17 protein-coding genes are annotated in these 15,245 nt (G+C 66.4%); 1 reads left to right on the plus strand and 16 read right to left on the minus strand.

The annotated features are described in order from the left end of the window. Positions 1 to 39 precede the first annotated feature (39 nt). The 11 genes from nuoH to CQY20_RS24240 all read right to left on the minus strand — a co-directional run bounded on the left by nuoH (position 40) and on the right by CQY20_RS24240 (position 10,474). Positions 40 to 1,287 (minus strand): NADH-quinone oxidoreductase subunit NuoH, encoded by a 1,248-nt coding sequence (gene nuoH / locus CQY20_RS24190; protein WP_097942614.1) that lies wholly within the window; start codon positions 1,285 to 1,287, stop codon positions 40 to 42. Continuing rightward, positions 1,284 to 3,674 (minus strand): NADH-quinone oxidoreductase subunit G, encoded by a 2,391-nt coding sequence (locus CQY20_RS24195; protein WP_097942615.1) that lies wholly within the window; start codon positions 3,672 to 3,674, stop codon positions 1,284 to 1,286. Before CQY20_RS24195 ends, nuoH begins: the two co-directional genes overlap by 4 nt. Beyond that, positions 3,671 to 4,996: an NADH-quinone oxidoreductase subunit NuoF gene (nuoF, locus tag CQY20_RS24200; protein ID WP_097942616.1), complete on the minus strand. Its 1,326-nt coding sequence runs from the start codon at positions 4,994 to 4,996 to the stop codon at positions 3,671 to 3,673. The genes CQY20_RS24195 and nuoF overlap by 4 nt, the downstream gene beginning before the upstream one ends. A 1-nt stretch (position 4,997) precedes the next feature. Then, positions 4,998 to 5,894, minus strand: a complete 897-nt coding sequence (gene nuoE, locus CQY20_RS24205; protein ID WP_097942617.1) for an NADH-quinone oxidoreductase subunit NuoE — start codon at positions 5,892 to 5,894, stop codon at positions 4,998 to 5,000. A gap of 94 nt (positions 5,895 to 5,988) precedes the next feature. Then, positions 5,989 to 7,314, minus strand: a complete 1,326-nt coding sequence (gene nuoD, locus CQY20_RS24210; RefSeq protein WP_097942618.1) for an NADH dehydrogenase (quinone) subunit D — start codon at positions 7,312 to 7,314, stop codon at positions 5,989 to 5,991. Beyond that, on the minus strand, positions 7,314 to 8,057 hold the full coding sequence (locus tag CQY20_RS24215) for an NADH-quinone oxidoreductase subunit C (protein WP_165789293.1): 744 nt from the start codon (positions 8,055 to 8,057) through the stop codon (positions 7,314 to 7,316). Before CQY20_RS24215 ends, nuoD begins: the two co-directional genes overlap by 1 nt. Then, a complete protein-coding gene (locus CQY20_RS24220) occupies positions 8,048 to 8,602 on the minus strand; it encodes a NuoB/complex I 20 kDa subunit family protein (protein WP_097942620.1) in 555 nt (184 codons plus the stop codon). The genes CQY20_RS24215 and CQY20_RS24220 overlap by 10 nt, the downstream gene beginning before the upstream one ends. Continuing rightward, a complete protein-coding gene (locus CQY20_RS24225; protein ID WP_097942621.1) occupies positions 8,593 to 8,964 on the minus strand; it encodes an NADH-quinone oxidoreductase subunit A in 372 nt (123 codons plus the stop codon). The genes CQY20_RS24220 and CQY20_RS24225 overlap by 10 nt, the downstream gene beginning before the upstream one ends. A gap of 166 nt (positions 8,965 to 9,130) precedes the next feature. After that, positions 9,131 to 9,532: an Rv3143 family two-component system response regulator gene (locus tag CQY20_RS24230; protein WP_097942622.1), complete on the minus strand. Its 402-nt coding sequence runs from the start codon at positions 9,530 to 9,532 to the stop codon at positions 9,131 to 9,133. A 22-nt stretch (positions 9,533 to 9,554) separates the two neighbouring features. Continuing rightward, a complete protein-coding gene (locus CQY20_RS24235) occupies positions 9,555 to 10,091 on the minus strand; it encodes a YceI family protein (protein WP_097942623.1) in 537 nt (178 codons plus the stop codon). Then, complete coding sequence (locus CQY20_RS24240) at positions 10,088 to 10,474, minus strand: nuclear transport factor 2 family protein (protein WP_097942624.1); 387 nt, start codon at positions 10,472 to 10,474, stop codon at positions 10,088 to 10,090. Before CQY20_RS24240 ends, CQY20_RS24235 begins: the two co-directional genes overlap by 4 nt. 60 nt (positions 10,475 to 10,534) lie before the next feature. Here CQY20_RS24240 and CQY20_RS24245 point away from each other — a divergent pair, with 60 nt between their 5' ends. Then, positions 10,535 to 11,164 carry a class I SAM-dependent methyltransferase gene (locus CQY20_RS24245; protein ID WP_097942625.1) on the plus strand — a complete coding sequence of 210 codons (630 nt, stop codon included), beginning with the start codon at positions 10,535 to 10,537 and terminating at the stop codon, positions 11,162 to 11,164. Between the two features lie 2 nt (positions 11,165 to 11,166). Here the strand turns inward: CQY20_RS24245 and CQY20_RS24250 are convergent, their stop codons facing one another. Genes CQY20_RS24250 through CQY20_RS24270 form a run of 5 tightly spaced genes read right to left on the minus strand, consistent with a single transcriptional unit; the run spans position 11,167 to position 15,245 of the window. Beyond that, on the minus strand, positions 11,167 to 12,051 hold the full coding sequence (locus CQY20_RS24250; protein WP_097942626.1) for a Vgb family protein: 885 nt from the start codon (positions 12,049 to 12,051) through the stop codon (positions 11,167 to 11,169). After that, the gene (locus CQY20_RS24255) at positions 12,048 to 12,398 is read right to left on the minus strand and encodes a DUF6285 domain-containing protein (protein WP_097942627.1); all 351 of its coding nucleotides are present in this window, start codon (positions 12,396 to 12,398) and stop codon (positions 12,048 to 12,050) included. Before CQY20_RS24255 ends, CQY20_RS24250 begins: the two co-directional genes overlap by 4 nt. After that, a complete protein-coding gene (locus tag CQY20_RS24260) occupies positions 12,395 to 13,354 on the minus strand; it encodes a phosphotransferase family protein (RefSeq protein WP_097942628.1) in 960 nt (319 codons plus the stop codon). The genes CQY20_RS24255 and CQY20_RS24260 overlap by 4 nt, the downstream gene beginning before the upstream one ends. Next, positions 13,351 to 14,589 (minus strand): acyl-CoA dehydrogenase family protein, encoded by a 1,239-nt coding sequence (locus CQY20_RS24265; protein WP_097942629.1) that lies wholly within the window; start codon positions 14,587 to 14,589, stop codon positions 13,351 to 13,353. Before CQY20_RS24265 ends, CQY20_RS24260 begins: the two co-directional genes overlap by 4 nt. Positions 14,590 to 14,633: 44 nt before the next feature. Next, positions 14,634 to 15,245 (minus strand): TetR/AcrR family transcriptional regulator, encoded by a 612-nt coding sequence (locus CQY20_RS24270; protein ID WP_097942630.1) that lies wholly within the window; start codon positions 15,243 to 15,245, stop codon positions 14,634 to 14,636.

The raw sequence follows: 15,245 nt of genomic DNA on the forward strand, positions 1-15,245 counted from the left end.
GGGCAATGCTCCGCGACCACGCCGTCTACCAGCCCACAACTACTGCTGCGGCCGCTTGACAACGTCATTGAGAATCTCCTTGGCCTTGGTTGTGGGCAGCGGCGGCACGGGGAACGAGGTGGGTTCGTTCAACTGCACCGGGACTTCGCGAACGGCCTTGGGGCGCACCGTCCGTAACAGTGCGGCGGCCAGCACAAGCGCAACCAGCATGCCGACGATGATCAGGCCTGTGCCCAATGCAGGCTGACCCGCGTTGCGCAGGCTGCGCGCGGTGGCCACGATCGCGATCCACACCAGCGAAACCGGGATCAGCAGCTTCCAGCCCAGCGCCATGAACTGGTCGTAGCGCAGCCGCGGCAGCGTCGCGCGCAACCAGAAGTACAGGAACAAGAAAGCCCAGACCTTGCCGGTGAACCACAGCAGCGGCCACCAGCCGGTGTTGGCGCCGTCCCACATGTTGATCGGCCACGGTGCATGCCAGCCGCCGAGGAACATCGTGGTGGCCAGCGCCGAAACCGTGGTCATGTTGACGTACTCGGCCAGCATGAACATCGCGAATTTCAGCGACGAGTACTCGGTGTGGAAGCCGCCGACCAGCTCGCCTTCGGCCTCGGGCAGATCGAATGGGGCACGGTTGGTTTCGCCGACCATCGAGGTGACGTAGACCAGGAACGACGGCAGCAGCAGGAAGATGAACCAGGTGCCGTCTTGGGCGGCGACGATGCCGGATGTCGACATGGTGCCCGCATAGAGGAACACGGTGGCGAACGACAACGCCATCGCGATCTCGTAGGAGATCACCTGCGCCGACGACCGCAACCCGCCGAGCAGGGGATAGGTCGAGCCGGAGGCCCAACCGGCCAGCACGATCCCGTACACCCCGATCGATGTGACGGCGAGGATGTAGAGAACCGCGACCGCCAGATCGGTGAGCTGCAGCGGGGTTTGGTGGCCGAATATCGAAACGACCGGCCCCATCGGGATGACGGCGAAGGCCATGAACGCCGGGACGGTGGAGATGATGGGCGCCAGTAGGTAGATCGGCTTGTCCACGCCCGCGGGGATGAGGCCTTCCTTCAACCCCAGCTTGAGGCCGTCGACAAGCGACTGCAGCAAGCCTTTCGGCCCAACCCGGTTGGGGCCGAAGCGCATCTGCATGCGGCCCAACAGCTTGCGCTCGATGAGAATGGCCGCCAGCACGGTCAGCAGCAGGAAGACGAAGATGCCGACCGCCTTGATCAGGATCAGCCATAACGGGTCATGCCCGAATGCCGAGAGATCCGTCATAGTTCAGCCCGTCCGATCGAGACCACGGAGCCCGCGGTCACCCCGAGTTGTTGATGCACTGAAGATCCCGGCGAGTTCAGCGGCAGCCACACCACGCGGTCGTCCATGTCGGTGATCTCCAACGGCAGTGTGACATCACCGCGCGCCGTCGATACGGTGACCGAATCACCCTCGGCCGCACCGATTTCTGCGGCGGTGGCGGCTGCCAAGCGAACCACGGACGGCCGGGCGGTGCCTGCCAGGTAGGGTTCGCCGTCTTGCAGCCGCCCCTTGTCCAACAGCATCCGCCAACTGGCCAGCACGGCTTCGCCCTTTCCGGGTTCGGCCGCCAGACCCGCCTTCACCGACGGTGCGCCCGGCCGGGCACCGCTCCACCAGCCCAGGCTGGCGAGATCCTCGCTTGCCGCCGCCGCGCTCCTCGTGCCGAGGTCGACGCCGAGTTCGTCGGCGAGTGTGTACAGGACCCGCAGGTCCGGTGTCGCGTTGCTCTGCAGGGACGGTTGGAACGGCCGAATCCTGCCCTCCCAGTTGACGAACGAGCCTGCCTTTTCGACGACCGGAGCGACCGGGAACACGACGTCGGCGAGATCGGTGACCGCGCTCTCGCGTAGCTCGAGGCTGACGACGAACGGCGTCGCCTCGATCGCCGCCAGCGCCGCGTCGGGGTCGGGCAGATCGGCGGGCTCCACACCGCCGATCAGCAGCGCACTCAGTTCACCGGCAGCCGCTGCGGCGAGAATTCCCGCCGTGTCGCGGCCCGGCGCGGGTGGCAGGTCGGTGACGTTCCAGTCCTTCGCCGTCTGCGCGCGCGCCGCATCGTCGGCGACGGGGCGGCCGGCGGGGAGCAGGTTGGGGAGGGCGCCTGCTTCGAGTGCGCCGCGTTCGCCGGCGCGGCGGGGGATCCAGGCGAGGCGGGCGCCGGTGGCGGCGGCCAGGCGGCTGGCCGCCGACAGTGCGCCAGGGGTGGTGGGCAAACGCTCGCCGACGAGGATGATCGCACCCGGCTGGGTCAGCAAGCCATGATCGGCCAACGCATCCAGGGCCGCGGCTTCCCGCCCGGGTGCGGTGCGGATGAGCTCGCCGGAAAGCTTGGCCAGGCCGCGGGTGGCGAACGGCGCGATCGAGAGCACTTTGAGGCCGTGTTTGCGGGCGGCTTTGCGCAGCCGCAGGAACACGATCGGTGATTCCTCTTCCGGTTCGAAGCCGGCCAGCAGCACCGCCGGGGCCTTCTCCAGATCGGAGTAGGTGACCGTCAGGGGTTGTCCGGCGATGTGGGCGGCTAGGAAGTCGGCTTCTTCGGCGCTGTGCGGGCGGATGCGGAAGTCGATGTCGTTGGTGTCCAGCACCATTCGCGCGAACTTGGCATAGGCGTAGGCGTCTTCGACAGTGGCGCGGCCGCCGACGAGCACCCCGGCGCGCCCGGCAGCCTTGGCCAACCCCGTCGCGGCCACCCCGATCGCCTCTGACCAGGACGCCGGGCGCAGTTTGCCGTCATCGTCGCGCAGCAGCGGGGTGGTGATCCGGTCCCCGACGCGGGGGTAGGTGAAGGCCCAGCGGCCTTTGTCGCAGTTCCACTCCTCGTTGACCTCGGGATCATCACCGGCCAAGCGGCGTAGCACGGTCCCGCGGCGGTGGTCGGTGCGCTGCGCACAGCCCGAGGCGCAGTGCTCACACACACTGGGGCTGGACACCAGATCAAACGGGCGGGCCCGGAACCGGTAGGCGGTGTTGGTCAACGCCCCCACCGGACAAATCTGAACCGTGTTACCCGAGAAATACGACGAGAACGGTTCCCCGGGCGCAATACCGACCTGCTGCAGCGCGCCGCGCTCGAGCAGTTCGATGAAGGGGTCGCCGGCGATCTGTTGGGAGAACCGAGTGCAGCGTGCGCACAACACACAGCGTTCGCGGTCCAACAGCACTTCCGCCGAAATCGGAATCGGCTTGGGGAACGTGCGTTTGACGTCGGTGAACCGCGTCTCGGCGCGGCCGTTGGACATCGCCTGGTTCTGCAGCGGGCACTCGCCACCCTTGTCGCAGATCGGGCAATCCAGCGGATGATTGATCAGCAACAGCTCCATCACGCCCTGCTGCGCCTTGTCGGCCGCCTCCGAGGTGAACTGCGTGCGCACGACCATGTCCGGCGTGCAGGTGATGGTGCATGAGGCCATCGGTTTGCGTTGGCCTTCGACTTCGACCAGGCATTGGCGGCAGGCGCCGACGGGGTCGAGCAGCGGATGGTCGCAGAACCGGGGGATCTGGATGCCGACGAGTTCGGCCGCGCGAATCACCAACGTGCCCTTGGGCACGCTCACCGGCACGCCGTCGATGGTCAGATTGACCATCTCCACCGGCGGCGTGTCCTGGGTCGGCTCGGTGACCGTCATGCTCCCACCCCCTCGGTGGCCATCAGAGTCGAGGCGTGCGGATCGAACGGGCACCCACCGTCGAGGTGGGCGAGGTATTCGTCGCGGAAGAACTTGATCGACGACAGAATCGGGCTGGCCGCACCATCACCCAACGCGCAGAACGACTTCCCGTTGATGTTGTCGGAGATGTCGAGCAACTTGTCAATGTCCTCTTCGGTACCGCGACCCGTTTCCAGCCGCTCATAGATCTGCACCAGCCAGTAGGTGCCTTCGCGACACGGCGTGCACTTGCCGCAGGATTCGTGGGCGTAGAACTCGGTCCAGCGGCGCACTGCGCGCACCACGCATGTCGTGTCGTCGAAGATCTGCAGCGCCTTGGTGCCCAGCATGGAGCCGACCCCGGCCATGCCCTCGTAATCCAGTGGCACGTCCAGGTGTTCGGCGGTCAGCAACGGGGTCGAGGACCCACCCGGCGTCCAGAACTTCAATTCGTGGCCCGCGCGCACCCCGCCCGCGTAGTCGAGCAGTTCGCGCAGCGTGATGCCGAGCGGCGCCTCGTACTGGCCCGGGTTGGTCACATGCCCCGACAGCGAATACAACGTGAAACCCGGCGATTTCTCTGAACCCATCGACCGGAACCAGTCGATGCCGTTGAGCATGATCGGCGGCACACTGGCGATCGATTCGACGTTGTTGACCACAGTCGGGCAGGCATACAAACCGGCCACCGCGGGAAACGGTGGCCTGAGCCGAGGTTGTCCGCGCCTGCCTTCCAACGAGTCCAATAGCGCGGTCTCTTCACCGCAGATGTAGGCGCCTGCTCCGGCGTGCACGATCAATTCCAGGTCGAAACCGGAGCCCTTGATGTTGGTGCCCAGGTAGCCGGCTTCGTAGGCCTCGGCGACCGCGGCCCGCAATCGCCGCAGCACGGGAACCACCTCACCGCGGACGTAGATGAAAGCGTGGTGCGCCCGGATCGCATATGCGGCGATGATCGCGCCCTCCACCAGGAAGTGCGGCGTCGTCAGCATCAGCGGGATGTCTTTGCACGTACCGGGTTCGGACTCGTCGGCGTTGATGACGAGGTAGTGCGGCTTGGCGCCGGCGCCGGTGTCATCCTGCGGGATGAACGACCACTTCGTCCCCGTCGGGAAGCCGGCGCCGCCGCGGCCGCGCAATCCGGCGTTCTTGACAAGCGCGATCACCTCGTCGGGATCCATCGCGAGCGCCTTGTCCAGTGCGCGGTATCCGTCGTGACGGCGGTAGGTGTCCAGCGACCACGGTTCGGGCTCGTCCCAATACCGGCTGAAGACGGGTGTCAGAGGAGTAGCAGGTGCCATGTCAGTCGCGTGAATCCGTTGTGCTCGGGTCGGTTTCGGTGGTGCCGGGTTTCGGCGGCACCGTGGCCGACGGTCCAGGTGCGGGTTCGTCCTTGGTGGTTTCGACGGCGGCGGGCTCGGTTCCGTCGAGTGTGGGTGCCGGCACGGGCGTACCTTGATCCGGCGATGGAGCCTCCATGCCGAGTCGGCGAGCCACCCGCAAGCCGGCCAGCGTCGCAGCCGGTTCCTGTCCGGGAACGGTGACCGGGCGGTCGTCGGGCAGACCCGCCAGAACACGCGCGGTCTGGCGGAAGGTGCACAGTGGCGCGCCGCGGGTCGGGACGACCGGTTCCCCCGTCCGCAGCGAGTCGACCAGATCCCGTGCCGAGGACGGTGTTTGGTTGTCGAAGAACTCCCAGTTGACCATCACCACCGGGGCGTAGTCGCATGCGGCGTTGCACTCGACGTGCTCGAGGGTGACGCGTCCGTCGTCGGTGGTCTCGCCCGCGTGGATGCCGAGATGGTCCTGCAGTGCTTCGAGGATGGCGTCGCCGCCCATGATCGCGCACAGCGTGTTCGTGCACACACCGACCAGGTAGTCGCCCGTCGGTTCGCGCCGGTACATCGAATAGAACGTCGCCACCGCGGTCACTTCAGCGTCGGTGAGACCCAGTTGGTTCGCGCAGAAAGCGATTCCAGCCTTGGTCAGGTAGCCGTCCTCGGACTGCACCAGGTGAAGCAGCGGCAGAAGCGCCGAACGCGGCTGCGGGTAGCGCGCGATGATCTCCTTGGCGCTCTCCGCCAGCCGGGCTGCCACGTCATCGGGGTAGGTGGATTCACCGCTGATCGGCGGGCCCGCCTCGTCGGGGCGCTGGCCCAGCTGGATGAAGATCGGTGACCCGTTAGGCGTCAACGCCATTCGTACCCCTGCCTCTTCGCGCAAGCGCTCATCTCGCGTTGTCGCCTCTTCGCGCAAGCGCTCATCTCGCGTTGTCGCCTCTTCGCGCAAGCGCTCATCGGTCGACTCCTCCCATGACCGGGTCAAGCGACGCCACCGCCGAGATCGCGTCGGCGACCATGCCTCCTTCACACATGGCGGCGACGGCCTGCAGATTGGTGAAGGAGGGGTCGCGGTAGTGCACTCGGTACGGGCGGGTGCCGCCGTCGGAAACCATGTGGACGCCGAGTTCGCCGCGCGGCGATTCGATTGCGACGTACACCTGACCGGGCGGCACGCGGATTCCTTCGGTGACGAGTTTGAAGTGGTGGATCAACCCTTCCATGGAGTGGCCCATGATCTTGGCGATGTGTTGCGGCGAGTTGCCCAGCCCGTCCGGGCCCAGCTGCAGATCGGCGGGCCAGGCCAGCTTCTTGTCCTCGAGCATCACCGGCCCGGGTGTTTTCTCCAGCCGCTCAACGCATTGCCGGACGATCTTGAGGGACTCGTGCATCTCTTTGACGCGGATCAGGTAGCGGCCGTAGGCGTCGCAGCCGTCGTCGGTGATGACGTCGAAGTCGTAGGTCTCGTACCCGCAATAGGGTTGTGCCCTGCGCAAGTCGTGCGGCAGCCCCGTGGAGCGCAGCACCGGACCGGTGATGCCCAACGCCATGCACCCGGCCAGGTCGAGGTAGCCGATGTTCTGGGTACGGGCTTTCCAGATGTAGTTCTCGTTGAGCAGGTTCGACAGGTCGGCCAGCCGTTCGGGCAGCAGGTCCAGCGCCTCGCGCAGCTGCGGAATGGCGTCCTCAGGCAGGTCGGCGGCCAGTCCGCCGGGCCGGATGTAGGCGTGGTTCATCCGCAGCCCGGTGATTGTCTCGAACAGCGACAGGATCACTTCGCGTTCGCGGAACCCGTAGAACATCGCCGACATCGCGCCGAGTTCCATGCCGCCGGTGGCCAGCGCCACGAGATGGCTTGAGATGCGGTTGAGTTCCATCATCATGACGCGAATGATGTTGGCCCGCTCCGGGATATCGTCGCTGACGCCGAGCAGCTTCTCGACCGCCAGGCAGTAGACGGTCTCGTTGAACAGCGGGGAGAGGTAGTCCATACGGGTCACGAACGTGACGCCCTGGGTCCAGGTGCGGAACTCGAGATTCTTCTCGATTCCGGTGTGCAGGTAGCCGATACCGCAGCGCGCCTCGGTGACGGTCTCGCCCTCGATTTCCAGGATCAGCCGCAACACACCGTGCGTCGAGGGGTGCTGCGGGCCCATGTTGACGACGATCCGTTCGCCCGCTGAGGCTTCGGCAGCGGCGGCGACGACCTCATCCCAGTCCTGGCCGCCGACCATGATGACGGTATCCCCGCCCTCCGGCGGGGTCGTGGCTGTGCTCATCAGTTGTAGGCCCTCCGTTGGTCGGGCGGCGGTATCTCGGCGCCGTGGTATTGCACCGGGATTCCGCCCAACGGGTAGTCCTTGCGTTGCGGATGTCCGACCCAGTCGTCGGGCATCTCGATGCGGGTCAGCGCCGGATGACCGTCGAAGATGATGCCGAAGAAGTCGTAGGTTTCGCGTTCGTGCCAGTCGGTGGTGGGATACACGCCGAACAGCGACGGGATGTGCGGATCGGCGTCCGGCGCGGCCACTTCCACCTGGATGCGACGGTTGTGCGTGATCGACATCAGCGGATACACCGCGTGCAGTTCGCGGCCGGTTTCCTCGGGGTAGTGCACGCCCGACACGCCAAGGCAGAGTTCGAAACGCAGCCCGGGATCGTCGCGCAGCGTCTGCATCACCGTGGGCAGATGCTCGCGGGCGACATCGAGGGTCAACTGATCGCGGTAGACCACCACCCGCTCGATCGCCGCGTTGAAGCTCTCCTCACCCAGCGCGGCTTCCAACGTGTCGACGACCTCGTCGAAATATCCGCCGTACGGGCGCGGCGAGCCGCCGGGCAGCGCCACCTCGCGCACCAGTCGGCCGTAGCCGGACGTGTCGCCGGTGTCGGTGTTGCCGAACATCCCCCGGCGCACCGCGACGACTTCCTTGTCGCCGGTGCCGCGGGCGTGCCCGTTGGACTGAGCAGGCCCGCCAGGCCCAGCAGGTCCGTTAGGTCCAGTAGGTCCTGTCACCGCAATAGCCCCTTGAGCTCGATGGTCGGCTGGACCGAGAGTGCCGCCTTCTCCGCTTCGCGGATGGCTTCCTCGCGGTTGACGCCCAGCGGCATCTCGGCGATCTTGTCGTGCAACTTCAGGATCGCGTGCAGTAGCATTTCCGGCCGCGGCGGGCATCCGGGCAGGTAGATGTCCACCGGCACGACATGGTCGACGCCCTGGACGATGGCGTAGTTGTTGAACATCCCGCCCGAGGAGGCGCAGACCCCCATCGAGAGCACCCACTTGGGCTCGGCCATCTGGTCGTAGACCTGGCGCAACACCGGTGCCATCTTCTGGCTGACCCGCCCGGCCACGATCATCAGATCGGCCTGCCGGGGGGTGGCCGAGAACCGCTCCATGCCGAACCGGGATATGTCGAACCGGGGTCCGGCGGTGGCCATCATCTCGATCGCGCAGCAGGCCAGGCCGAACGTCGCCGGCCACAGCGAGCCTTTGCGCACGTAGCCGGCCAGTTTCTCAACCGTGCTCAGCAAGATTCCGCTGGGTAGCTTTTCCTCTAGTCCCAATTCAGGCCTCCCCGACGCCACACGTAGGCGTAGGCCACGAACACCGTGGCCATGAACAACAACATTTCGACCAGTGCAAACACCCCCAGGCTGTCAAACGCCACGGCCCATGGGTAGAGGAACACGATCTCGATGTCGAAGACGATGAACATCATCGCCGTCAGGTAGTACTTCATCGGGAACCGTTGGCCGGTGGCCTGGGGATTAGCCAGCTCGGGCAGGGGCTCGATGCCGCATTCGTAGGCCTCGAGCTTGGCCCGGTTGAAGCGCCTCGGCCCGCCCAGCAGTGCAGCGCCGACCGAGAACACGGCAAATCCCGCGGCGATCGCGCCTAGTACCAGGATGGGTAGATACAGGTTCATGCAGGTGTGACCGCTCCCTCGTGGGCTTTCCGATGTGAGCTGACCCACAGCCTAGCGGTCTCGCAAATGCGCGCCACACAAGGGGTTAATATCAGTTCAGGTTGCGAACCGCTTAGTTGCGGCTGCCGCGAAGAAGCAACGGCTACAGCGGAATTGGGGCGCGCTGCTACTGCACGGGCGCGCGCAGCAGCGACACAACGGCCTCGCCCAAACGGATCGGATCGATCGGGTGCGGGACCGCCGCCTCGGCGCGCGACCAGTTGGCCAGCCAGGCGTCGTCCGGGCGCCCGGTGAGCACCAGAATCGGTGGGCAGTCGTCGATCTCGTCCTTGAGCTGTTTGGCGATACCCATGCCGCCGAAGGGGGTGGCCTCGCCGTCGAGGATGGCCAAATCGAATCCGCCTTCAGCCATCAACTCGAGCACCATCGGAGCGGTGGCGACCTCCACGTAGGTCAGCTCCGGCAAATCCGGGTGCACGCGCTTGCCCAATGCCAGCTGGACCTGTTCGCGAGTCCGCGGGTTGTCGCTGTAGACGAGGATCCGCAGTGGCCGAGATGATTCGGGCATGGGGCGATGCTAAACCAACGCCCTAGGCGCCGGTGCGTCGGAACACCACGTCGGCCGTCACCGCGGTCTGGTCGCGGATCATGCCGGCCATGGTTCCGCCGACGCCGAAGTCGCTTCGGTTGACGTCGGCGCGGGTGGTGATCTGCACGCCGCCGTCGTCGAGAGCGGTCACCGTTGCGACCAGGGGCACCGTTGCCGTGGTGTCTTTGACGGTGAGATCGGCTCGCAGTTCGACGGTGTCGCCGCCCGTGGGTTCGGCGCCGGTGACGACGACGGTGATATCGGGATACTTGTCGACGTCGAAGAAGTCGGCCGAACGAAGATGGTTGTCCCGCTTGCCGATTTTCGTGTCCAGCGACGCGACCTTGATGTCGAGCCGCCCGGAAATCGTTCCTGCAGAGGTGATTTCGCCGCTACCGCTGAACTCCTTGAATCGGCCCTTCACCGGCATGAGTCCCCACAGCGACTTGGCGGTGAACGCGATGGTTGATCGCTCTGGCGCCAGCGTCCAGGTTCCGGTCGATGCGCTGTCGGAAAGGAGTTCTTGAAGTGTCGTCATAGCAGTGGCTCCAATTCTGCGGGATTGAAGTATTCGTCGATCCGATTGATCAGCCCGTTTTCGGCCACCTTGATCACGAGGCAGACGCGCATCGAGATCGATCCGCCCTTGCGGCTGGTGGCGTGCAGGAGGTGTTGTTGGACAAAGCCGCCGTCGAAGATCTGCCGGTCGAGGATTTCGTAGCGGCGTTCGGTCGTGGTCCTCATGAACCAGTTGATGACCTGCAGCGCGCGTTGCTTGTCCTGGTCTTCCGGTTCGGCGGACTTCCACACGGTGACGCTGTCGTCCCAGAGCGAAGCGACGGTGGCTCCGTCGCCGTCCTCGATCGCGGCAAACAGCCGCTCGGCGACGCCGGCGACGACGTCGGGCGCAACTTGGGCCATGGCTTCCTCTCGTCCCACCTAGTTGACCTCAACTTCAGTTGAGGTACAACACTGGATTTCATGGATACGACACCCGCGATCGACCGCTTCGAAGAGCTCTACCGCACCAGCACCCCGCCGTGGGTCATCGGCGAGCCCCAGCCCGCGATCATCCAGTTGGAGCGCGACGGCCTGATCTCCGGCAGGGTCCTCGATGTCGGATGCGGGACCGGGGAGCACACGATCCTGCTCAGCCGTCTCGGCTACGACGTGCTGGGCGTCGACTTCGCGCCGGAGGCCGTTGAGCAGGCCCGCCGCAACGCCGAGGCCAAGGGCGTGCAGGCGCGCTTCGCGGTCGCCGACGCGACGAACCTGGGCGACAACCCGCAATACGACACCATCGTCGACAGCGCGTTGTTCCACATCTTCGACGACACCGACCGGCCCAGATACGTCGCCAGCCTGCACAATGCGTGCCGGCCCGGCGGCGTCGTGTACGTGCTCGCGCTGTCCACGGCCGGCCGCGGACTCGGGCCCGAGGTCAGCGAGGAGACCATCCGCGGGGCCTTCGGCGACGGCTGGCGGCTGGAGGCGCTGGACACCACGACCTACCGCGGTGTGGTCACCGAACTGCACGCCGAGCAGCTCGAGGAGCCGGTCGGCACCCGGGTCGACGAGCCGGCGTGGCTGGCTCGGGTCAGGCGGCTGTGACGTCAGGCCGATTCGTCGGGCAACAGCCGAATCACCGAGCCGCTCTCCATCGCAACCCATACCGCCCCCGCGTCGTCGACCGCGATGCCGTGTGGTTCTGCGACTGAGGCTGGCAGGTCGAATTCGGTGATTTCGCCGGACGGAGTGATTCGGCCGACGCGGTTGGTCGCCCACTCCGTGAACCAACAGACGCCGGTCGACGTCGACGCGATGGCGTGCGGTTTCGCCGCGCGGTCCGGCAGTGGGAACTCCGAGATCGCACCGTCGCCGGCCATGCGGCCGATCTGGCCGGATCCGATCTCGACGAACCAGATTGCATCACGAGTGCCGGTGATGCCGACGGGCATGGCGTCGCTGGTCGGCAGCGGGTGCACCGAAATCGTGCCGCTGGTCGTCATTCGAGCCAGCGCGTTGGCGCGGTTGAGCGTCAGCCACAGCGCGCCATCGGGGCCGTTGGCGATGAACGACGGATAGGCGTCGGCGCAGGGCATCGAGAATCTGGTGATCTCACCCGTCGCGCTGATGCGCCCGACACGGTTCGTGCCCATTTCGGTGAACCACATTGCGGCGTCGGGCCCTTCGCACAGCCCGAAGGGCGCGCTGTGCGTTTTGAGTTCGAAGTCCGTCACGGCCCCTTCGGCGGTGATGCGGCCGAGACGGCCGTCCCCGCTTCTGGTGAACCACATTGAGCCGTCTGCGCCACGCGCGACGACTGATGGCCTGCACGTGGGTGGACCGACGGCATAGCGGCGGAACCCATGATCGGGGGTCAGCACCGCGACCTCACCGGTATGGATGAGCGTCACCCAGACCGCCCCGTCGTCGGTGGCCGTGATCCCGTAGGGGGCTCCGTCGTCGATGTCGAACTGCTGGAACGTCGGGGTCACGTGGCCTCGTCGTAGCCGGGGTGGTTGACAGCGAGGCGGTACCGCACCAGGTTCTTTAGGCAGGCCAGCAACTCGTCGGCCCTGTCGTCGAGGTCACCGGCGCGGATCGCTGCCGCAAGCTGGCTCTCGTCCGGATGGCCCAGTAGGTCCGGCGCCGGTCGGTCGTCGCGCAGTTCCCGCTCGACGGTGCGCAGAACGTTCACCGCGACGCGGGCGTGAAACGCGGTCTGGGCCGCGTCGGCGGGGTGTCCGTCGGGCCGCAGCGCCGAGCGCACGTCGTTGTCGAGGAAGTCGGCGACCGCCGCGACGAGTTCGGCCGCGGTGGGCCGCCCGTACAGCCCGCTCATATCGGACCTCCTTCCAGCAGGTCGAGCACGTCCCATTCGGTTTCGCTGACGCGCCGCCCGATCGCGGCCAATTCGACCGACGGCGTCTGCCCGGACAGGTGCCGTTCGGCCTGGAATCGGCAGATCACACCCCAGCGCAGGGTGGCCACCGTCAGCCACCAGCGGAACACGTCGCGGTCGACGGCGGTGCCCGCGGCCTCTTCATAGGCCGACAAGAAGCTTTCGATGCTGCCGAGACCGCCTGCGCCCAGCGCTACGGGCGCGCCGAATCGCCAAGCGCGGATGCAGAACCAGGCGAGGTCCTCGTAGATCTCGCCGATGTGGACGAGTTCCCAGTCGAGGACGGCGGCCAAGCCGGTGTCGTCGACGATCAGATTGCCCATGCGGAAGTCGCCGTGCACCAGCCGCGGCGCCGTGGCGGGCGGACGGTTGGCGGCCAGCCAGCGAAACGCCCACTCGAAGGTCGCTGTGGTGTCGCCCATCTCGTCGAGACGGTCGCGCCATTCGCTGAGCTGATCGGCGGGGGCCAGGCCGATGCCGGACGGGTCGGCACGGTGAATCGCGGCGAGCGTCTGAGCGCACTGCCGGAGCAGCCGCTGGCGACCGTCGTCGTCGAGGGCGCGCGCAATCCTCCTGACGATCGTCTCGCCGGGGATCCGGTTGCAGATCAGATACGGATTACCCAGCGCCGCAGGACAGTTGGAGGCGGTGATGATGTGCGGGACGGGGGCTCCTGCCGCCGCGGCGCGCTGCTGCACCGCGGCCTCGAGTTCCATGCCGGCGTGCACGTCGTCGGGCGGTCCTGTGCGCAGGATCAACTCGTGGCGACTGCCATCGGAACCGACGGCGTCGAACGCCCACGTCGTGCGGCTGGCGCCGCCGGTCAACGCGGACAGGTTCTCGACGGTGACGTCGCCGATGACCGGTCGAAGGACCTCCGCCAGAGCGTCTTTCACTTGCGGCCGAAACCGAACAGGCGCTGCGCCACCCGGCGGATCTGAATCTCCTCGGCGCCTTCGGTGATTCGGTATCGGCGGTGGTGACGATAGATGTGTTCGAACGGTTGGTGGCGGCTGTATCCGACGCCGCCGAACACCTGCATCGCCCGGTCGGCGGCCTCGCACACCAGTCGGTTGGCGCGGTAGTTGGCCATCGACACCTTGTCGGACACCTCCATGTGGTGGTTGCGGTCCAATTCTGTCGCCGCGTAGCGCACCAGCAGGCGCACCATCTGGGCTTCGGTGTGCAACTCCACCAGCGGCCACTGCACGGCCTGGTTCACCGCCAGCGGCTTGCCGAAGACCTGACGCTGGCCCGCGTATTCGACGGCACGGTCGATGCAGTACTGTGCGGCGCCGAGGCTACTGGCCGCCTGCCGAATCCTGTTCTCGTGCAGGAAGGTCTGACCGACCTCGAGGCCGCGCTCGACCTCGCCGAGCACGGCATCGCCGGGCACGCGGACATCCTTGAGTTCGACCTCGCCGTGGTCGGTGGGCATGTTGAAGGTCCACCAGTAGTAGGGCACCGTGAAACCCGGCGCATCCGTCGGGACGAGAAACGCGGTGATGCCGCGGGCCTGGCCGGGCTCTCCCGACGTGCGCGCGAACACCAGATCGTGCGTCGCGCGGTGCACTCCGGTGTTGAATCGCTTGGCGCCGTTTATGATCCAGACATCGCCGTCGGACACCGCACGGGTCTCCAGCCAGGTGGCGTCGGAGCCGTGGTTGGGTTCGGTCAACCCGAACGCCATCGACCGCTCACCGGTGATCAGTGCCTCGATCCACTCCTGCTTCTGCGCGTCGGTGCCGAACCGGTCCATCATGATGACCTGCGGAAAGTTGCCGACGATCGACGACTCGTCCTGCAGGTCGTTGTGCAGCCCAAGGCCTTTGTGCGCCAGATGCTCGCGGATCACCGCCATGTCGAGGTTGGTGCCGTCACGGCCCCCGAAGCGCGAGGGCAGGCCGTAGCGCAGCCAGCCCGCCTTGTCGGCGCGTCTGCGCATCTCGCCGAGCAGATCCTCCCATTCCCGCCGCGGGATGCCGCCGTTGTCCCAGTCGGTGCGGGCGTGCTCGCGCCGCTGGTCGAAGTACTGGATGTGCTCGCGCTCCAACGGCTTGATCTCGGCCTCGATGAACGCGTCCATCTCGGCGAGCAGGCCCGGAAGATGATCGGGCAGAGCGAAATCCACAATGGTCTCCTTCTGTAGTGCCAGGGCGGCATCGTGCTCAGTGGTCAGTAGCCGTACAGCGTCTTCTTCCAGATCGTCGACAGCGTCGCGATGGCGTCCTGGTCGCTGATCTCCAACCCGAGTCCGGAGCGGCCGACGAACACGCTGGTGAAGTTCTCGAACAGCAGCGCGATGGCTGCGGCCGTGTGGTCGGGGTTGAGGTCGGTGCCGTATCCCTGCTGCTGCGCCTGCCGCACGGATGCGGCGACGATGTCCATTCCGAACCGGCGGAACTGGTTCTGCACATCGGCGAAACGTCGTTGCGTGGCGGCCAATTGCGCCACGGCGATCATGATCCCGATGTTCTGCTTGAACATGTTCCAGTAGCCGGTGACCACCGTGGTGAAGAACGCGCTGTCGTCGGGCGAGTCGGGCAGGCGCAGTGCCAAACCCGACGGGGTCACGATGTCGCGCAGGAAGGACTCCGCCAGCGCGGCGAGCAGGTCCTCCTTGTCGGAGTAGTAGCGGTAGAACACGGCAGGCGACTTACCCGCGGCCGAGGTGATGTCGGCCAGCGTCGTTCCGTGAAACCCGCGCTCCGCGAACAACTTCCTGGCCGCCTGCTCGATCGCCTGGCGGGTCTGACGGCCCTTGGGTGTCAGCGCCTGCGCGACCAC

Source organism: Mycolicibacterium agri (assembly GCF_002553505.1).
GTDB lineage: Bacteria > Actinomycetota > Actinomycetes > Mycobacteriales > Mycobacteriaceae > Mycobacterium > Mycobacterium agri.

Excerpts from the sequence above, each read along its gene's own strand:
- nuoF (WP_097942616.1), bottom strand. The coding sequence starts at position 4,996 with ATGGCACCTGCTACTCCTCTGACACCCGTCTTCAGCCGGTATTGGGAC.
- CQY20_RS24235 (WP_097942623.1), bottom strand. The coding sequence starts at position 10,091 with ATGACGACACTTCAAGAACTCCTTTCCGACAGCGCATCGACCGGAACC.
- nuoD (WP_097942618.1), bottom strand. The coding sequence starts at position 7,314 with ATGAGCACAGCCACGACCCCGCCGGAGGGCGGGGATACCGTCATCATG.
- CQY20_RS24240 (WP_097942624.1), bottom strand. The coding sequence starts at position 10,474 with ATGGCCCAAGTTGCGCCCGACGTCGTCGCCGGCGTCGCCGAGCGGCTG.
- CQY20_RS24245 (WP_097942625.1), top strand. The coding sequence starts at position 10,535 with ATGGATACGACACCCGCGATCGACCGCTTCGAAGAGCTCTACCGCACC.
- CQY20_RS24255 (WP_097942627.1), bottom strand. The coding sequence starts at position 12,398 with ATGAGCGGGCTGTACGGGCGGCCCACCGCGGCCGAACTCGTCGCGGCG.
- CQY20_RS24195 (WP_097942615.1), bottom strand. The coding sequence starts at position 3,674 with ATGACGGTCACCGAGCCGACCCAGGACACGCCGCCGGTGGAGATGGTC.
- CQY20_RS24230 (WP_097942622.1), bottom strand. The coding sequence starts at position 9,532 with ATGCCCGAATCATCTCGGCCACTGCGGATCCTCGTCTACAGCGACAAC.
- CQY20_RS24225 (WP_097942621.1), bottom strand. The coding sequence starts at position 8,964 with ATGAACCTGTATCTACCCATCCTGGTACTAGGCGCGATCGCCGCGGGA.
- nuoH (WP_097942614.1), bottom strand. The coding sequence starts at position 1,287 with ATGACGGATCTCTCGGCATTCGGGCATGACCCGTTATGGCTGATCCTG.
- nuoE (WP_097942617.1), bottom strand. The coding sequence starts at position 5,894 with ATGGCGTTGACGCCTAACGGGTCACCGATCTTCATCCAGCTGGGCCAG.